Here is a 6465-nt window from a genome sequence, read left to right on the forward strand (position 1 = left end):
AAGTTATAAATGGGTTTTACTTTGCCATTATAATAAATTCTGACCTTCTATTAAGCTGGTGCTCTTCTTCTGAGCATTCTATGCCATTTGCACAAGCATTTGTAAGCTGCGTTTCACCATAGCCACGACCTGTAAGCCTAGAAGCATCTATACCGCCTTGCTGCACAATATAGCGTATGGTAGATACATTTCTACGTTGAGAGAGCTTCATGTTGTAAGCATCTGGGGCACGACTATCTGTATGTGATCTAACGTCAATTTTTAAAGTAGGATACTGTTGCATTACCGCAATCACCTTCTCTAGCTCAAGAGCAGCATCTGGGCGTATGTTTGATTTATCAAAGTCAAAATAAATTGGATTAAGTTCTAGTATATTAGTAAGATCTCCTCCTATAACAAGTTGAGCTCCTGGCTTCAAATAAACATCACGATTTATAATACCACCTACATCACTACTTGTAGTTAAAATAACTTCGTGTGGCTCATAAGTATCCTTTGCACCTCGCACTACATAAGTTTCACTACAATTTACATCACTAAAAGTAAATTTTCCTAGATCATCACTTGTTACCGTTGCTACAACTTGGTTTACCTTATCTCTTAATGTCACTGTAGTTTGAGGAAGTATTTCATCTGTCTTTACATCTCTAGTGGTACCTACGATATTTTGAGCACAATTAGTCAAAATCTTTCTATCTCTTGTAAAGCTATAAATATCATCGTTGCCTAGACCAGATGCACGATTAGAAGAAAAATATCCAGTTCCTCTAGACTCGCTTAAAATAAGTCCAAAATCGTCTGCACTACTATTAACAGGCTTTCCTACATTATATGAAGCTCCTACTTTACCATCATCACTTAATTGAGTAACAAACACATCTAATCCTCCAAGACCTATGTGGCCATCTGTCGCATAAAACAATTTGTTGTCGCTACTCACAAAAGGAAAGGTTTCTCTTCCTTCTGTGTTAATCTCGCTTCCTAGATTTACAGGTGCTCCATAAGTGCCATCTTCGTTTATAGTAGACATCCATATATCACTTAATCCTTTAGTACCTGGCATATCTGATGCAAAGTACAATATCGTACCATCAGGACTCAATGCAGGATGCGCCGTAGAGTACTCATCACTATTAAAAGGAAGCTCTTCTGGAATACTCCATACACCACCTCGCTTATAGCTATGGTACAACTTTAATTTCGTAGTTCCTGCTTCATCTCTTTTAAGCTTTGTTTTTTTACTGTAATTGTTACGCGTAAAATACATCTCATCTCCACTTTCAGTAAAGACAGAGCTACTCTCATGATATGGAGTATTTATATTTTTTGAAAATTTTTCAATAGATGGATTATCGCTTTTTGCATTATCTACTACATATAGATCTAAGAAAGGCTGGTCATTCCAATCGTGAATATAATCTCCAGTACTACTCTTTCTGTTTGAAGAAATCACAACTCTTTCACCCAAAAAACTTGGGCTAAAATCTTGTAATCCTGTATTAAAGTTTACTTGTTCAACAGCATATCGACCAGACTGAGCCTCTATTTCCTTAAGGTAATCACGTTCCTTTTCAAACATTTCACCTCGAGTATCTGTCCCGCTCATCTGTACGAATATAGCCATCATTTTATCTGCCTTATCGTACTTCTTAACACTCTTAAGCGACTGTGCATATCTAAAATAATATTCAGGAGATACATCTTCTCCTGTAGCAACTAACTTCTCATACCATTGTGCTGCTTCTGCATAATCTGCTGTAAAGTAATAAGAGTCTCCTAGTTTTGAAAAAACTTCTGGAGAGGTAAACCCTCTATTTGCAACTCTTGAGTATAAATCACGTGCATTTACGTATGCAAATTCCTCAAATTTTTCTCCTGCAACTTTAACCTTACCTTCTTGAGCATACCCGAGGGTACCACTAAAAATGAAGGATAAAATAATTATATAGTGGAATACTTGTTTCATAAATATGTGTTTTAAAAATCTTCTACTAAATAAAGAATTAAAAGAAACGTGGAGATATTAATTTTTTAGGCTGCTTAAATACTTCAAACCTTAAGAAAACTTCATAACTACCATTATTAAACTGTTGTAGCTCTGTGGTCTCCCTATCATAAGCAAAACCAATCATTAAGCTATCTGTAATCTGAAAGCCTACAAGACCACTTAATGCAGCACTCCACCTGTAAGCAAGTCCAAGAGTTAACTTATCATAAAGCAATGCGTTAGCTGTTACGTCCACTTGAAGTGGTGCTCCTTGAACGGCTTTTACAAGTCCTGCTGGCTTAAATTTGAAGTCTTGAGTGATGTCAAATACATATCCAGTAGTTAGGTAGTAATTGATTCTCTCGCGAGCTAGAAACGTCGAGTTTGTACTATTTGAGTTGTCACTAGCATCAAAATGCTCTGTGCGCAATAAATTAGGAGCACTCAACCCTAAGTAATATTTATCAGTATAGTAAAACATACCAAGTCCTATTTGCGGAGAAAACTTGTTGTCAATATTATTTTGAGCCGTAGCTAGATTGTCCCCATTTTGAAATGGGTTTGCCTGACTGTAATTAATATCAAGTAAATGCACACCACCTTTTAATCCAAAAGCTAGCTTTCCCTCATCACTGGTAGGTATCGTATAGCTAAAATCTACATCTATGTAAGTCTCGTTACTTATAAATATTTCATCATTAGTAATATTTAAACCTAGTCCTACACGTTTTGACTCTCCTACTGGAGAATGTATGGAAACCGTTTGCGTTCTAGGAGCTCCATCTAGACCTACCCACTGACTGCGATGTAATCCTAATACACTTAGACCTCCCCTTGCGCCGGCATAGGCTGGGTTAATGCTTAATGTATTATACATGTACTGCGTGTACTGAGCATCTTGTTGTGCTACTGCAGTTTCAGTTGTAAGACCTAAAACGACTACTGCCAGGGCTACTATGGCGATGTATGTTCTTTTCATAGGTGTGTATTTAAATTTGGTACACTTTCTTTTTTTGCTTTCGCGAAAGCGTACCAAATATTATTGTTTTATTATCTATTAATATATAATGGTCCTGCTAGTTGCTTGAGTGAACCAGCATCGTTTGTATAGTCAAGTACGTAGTAATAAGTACCTACAGGTAATAACCTGTCTTGATCTACAACTACACGTCCATTAGACTCTCCTCTGAAGAAGACGTTATCTTGTCCATATCCGTCTGCATCCCAAACAAGCACTCCCCATCTGTTGTAGATACGTAACTTATTATTAGGATACTGCTCGATACCTCTTATTACAAAGACATCGTTAAGGCCATCACCATTAGGAGTCATAATATCAAATACTTCTAATCCATCTGTTGCATCTGGATTACCATTATTTACTTCTAGGAAGTCTGGAATACCATTATCATTCTCGTCACCTAGTTCTTCACCGTTTAGAATACCATCACCGTCACAATCTCCATCAAGGAATTCTTGACTAGCAGCGAGTGTCTGGCTACTTACTTCTAAACTACAAGAGTTATTAGGGTCTGTACCATCTAATCCTTCTCTACCATCAGAAACTCCGTCACCATCTGTATCAGGATTAGTAGGATCTGTAGTGTTACCGTTAGGATCTGAAGGAGTAAGCGGATTATCTATTCCAGTAATCTCTTCCTCATTAGTTAACCCATCGTTGTCACAATCTGCATTGTTAAACTCTGCTGTTGTTGTTACAGTCTGGCTATCTGCTACTAAATCACAAACATCAAATGGATCTGTACCATCTGCTATTTCGTCTGCATTAGTTACACCATCGCCATCACAATCAAGGCTAGCAAAATCAGTATCCATAGGTAGTGTAACACTATCTATTAAGAAATCACATGGACTGTTAGGGTCTGTTTTATCTTCTGCTTCATCACCATCAGAAACTCCGTCACCATCTGTATCAGGGTTAGTAGGATCTGTTGTATTACCATTAGGATCTGCAGGAGTATCAGGATCATCTGTTCCGGTGATTTCTTCTGCATTAGTTAATCCATCAAGGTCACAATCAAGATCATTCCACATCTGAGAAGGATCTACAGATTGACTACTTACTTGTAAATCGCAAGGATCATTAGGATCTGTCATATCTCCAGCTTCATCACCATCTGTTACACCGTCACCATCAGTATCTGGATTTTGTGGATCTGTTGTGTTACCATTTGGATCATTTGGAGTTGAAGGATCATCGATTCCTGTAGTCTCTTCATTGTTAGTAAGACCATCCATATCACAATCTGCACTGTTATAAGCAGCATCAGTCGTTTCTGTCTGATTTGCTACTACTAAACTACAGTTATCATTAGGATCTGTACCATCAAGAGCTTCTTGACCATCTGTCACACCATCACCATCAGTATCAATATCTAATGGGTCTGTAATATTACCATTTGGATCTCCAGGAGTTGTTGGATCATCTATTCCAGTAAGTTCCTCACCGTTATTTAATCCATCCATATCACAATCAAGATCATTCCATGCCATTGTAGGAGTAACTGTCTGACTAGCTATCTCAAGAGCACAAGGATCATTAGGATCTGTCATATCTCCAGCTTCATCACCATCTGTTACACCGTCACCATCCGTATCTGGATTTTGTGGATCTGTTGTGTTACCATTTGGATCATTTGGAGTTGAAGGATCATCGATTCCCGTAGTCTCTTCATTGTTAGTAAGACCATCCATATCACAATCTGCACTGTTATAAGCAGCATCAGTCGTTTCTGTCTGATTTGCTACTACTAAACTACAGTTATCATTAGGATCTGTACCATCAAGAGCTTCTTGACCATCTGTCACACCATCACCATCAGTATCAATATCTAATGGGTCTGTAATATTACCATTTGGATCTCCAGGAGTTGTTGGATCATCTATTCCAGTAAGTTCCTCACCGTTATTTAATCCATCCATATCACAATCAAGATCATTCCATGCCATTGTAGGAGTAACTGTCTGACTAGCTATCTCAAGAGCACAAGGATCATTAGGATCTGTCATATCTCCAGCTTCATCACCATCTGTTACACCGTCACCATCCGTGTCTGGATTTTGTGGATCTGTTGTATTACCATTTGGATCATTTGGAGTTGAAGGATCATCGATTCCTGTAGTCTCTTCATTGTTAGTAAGACCATCCATATCACAATCAATACTATTCCATTCATTTGTAACGATAGTTAAATCTTGATCTATAGCATTATAAGAACAAGGATCGTTAGGATCAGTACCACCATTTACTTCATCATCATTTGAAACACCATCACCATCACAATCTCCAAGTCCTTGTCCATTACATTCGTCAAAAGAAACAGAAACCTCTGCTGGATCACTTATATTCCCATCATTATCCATTACTGTATAAGCGATAGGTGCTGGATCTTCTACAGATAATCCTGTACAAGTAGCATCTGGAATGCCCGCAGCAGTACAAGGTGTAAAAGTAATTGTACCCGTTACTGGGTCTACACTCCAAACTCCTACTCCAGGTTCAACTAGGTCATCACCAGGATTTGTTGTACCAACAATCTGTACCGTCGATGGATCTACAACATCCCCATTAACATCATTTGCAAGTACATCTATCACTACTGGAAGACCAGTTGTATTATCTGCACTTACATCGGCAGTTGCAACAGGAACGTAATCCACCGTTACGGTAGCTATATTTGATGGGTTACCATCATTATCGTCTATCGTATAACTAGCAGGCGAAGTTGGATCCTCATTAAATCCAGCTAATGGAATAAAGCTTATTGTACCAGTAATTGGATTCACCTGCCAAGAACCTTCTCCTGGTACTGTGTAACCAGTTACGTCTCCATTAGCATCAATAGCAACGTCTAGGGCTCCAGCTGGAACTACTAAGCTCACAGTCGTCACATCTAGGGTTCCATCAGGATCGGCATCTACACCAAAACCATTATCAGCGGTTGGATCGATACTCACCGTTGCACCTGGCGTATTTGCTAAACTCTCATCGTTTTGAGCTACTGGTGGCTCTGCATCATACATCACAGATACCGTAGCTGCATTAGATACATTACCATCATTATCATTTATTGTATAAGTAATGTCTTGTGGATCTTGGGTAGATACTCCTACACAACTAGCATCAGGAACTCCTGCTGCGCTACAAGGGGTGAAAGTAATTGCTCCACTTACTGGATCAACACTCCAAACTCCAACGCCAGGCTCTACTAAATCATCACCAGGATTAGCAGTACCCACGATTTGAACACTTGTCAAATCTAAAGTACCATCAGGATCCATATCATTTAATGCAACATCAATTATCACTGGATCACCAGTCATATTATTATTACTAGCATTATCCATCGCAACTGGTGGTTTTGGAACAAAACTCACACTTACACTTGCAGGATCTGAAACATTACCTTCGTCATCCGCAACCACATACTCAATATCGGTAGGGTCTGCTGTGAAAA

At 38.7% G+C, this 6465-nt stretch carries 3 protein-coding genes; all 3 read right to left on the reverse strand.

Features of this window, described 5'->3' with window-relative positions:
* Nucleotides 1-16 precede the first annotated feature (16 nt).
* The gene (locus ACJJVU_RS15680; RefSeq protein ID WP_405227392.1) at nucleotides 17-1966 is read right to left on the reverse strand and encodes an OmpA family protein; all 1950 of its coding nucleotides are present in this window, start codon (nucleotides 1964-1966) and stop codon (nucleotides 17-19) included.
* Between the two features lie 37 nt (nucleotides 1967-2003).
* Nucleotides 2004-2966, reverse strand: coding sequence for a type IX secretion system membrane protein PorP/SprF (locus ACJJVU_RS15685; protein WP_035337923.1), 963 nt, complete (start codon nucleotides 2964-2966; stop codon nucleotides 2004-2006).
* 71 nt (nucleotides 2967-3037) lie between these two features.
* Nucleotides 3038-6465 (reverse strand): gliding motility-associated C-terminal domain-containing protein (locus tag ACJJVU_RS15690; RefSeq protein WP_405227396.1); only part of this gene is annotated, 3428 nt, incomplete at its 5' end.

This window comes from Dokdonia sp. Asnod1-B02, from assembly GCF_045063955.1.
Lineage (GTDB): Bacteria > Bacteroidota > Bacteroidia > Flavobacteriales > Flavobacteriaceae > Dokdonia.

Excerpts from the sequence above, each read along its gene's own strand:
- ACJJVU_RS15680 (WP_405227392.1), bottom strand. The coding sequence starts at position 1,966 with ATGAAACAAGTATTCCACTATATAATTATTTTATCCTTCATTTTTAGT.
- ACJJVU_RS15685 (WP_035337923.1), bottom strand. The coding sequence starts at position 2,966 with ATGAAAAGAACATACATCGCCATAGTAGCCCTGGCAGTAGTCGTTTTA.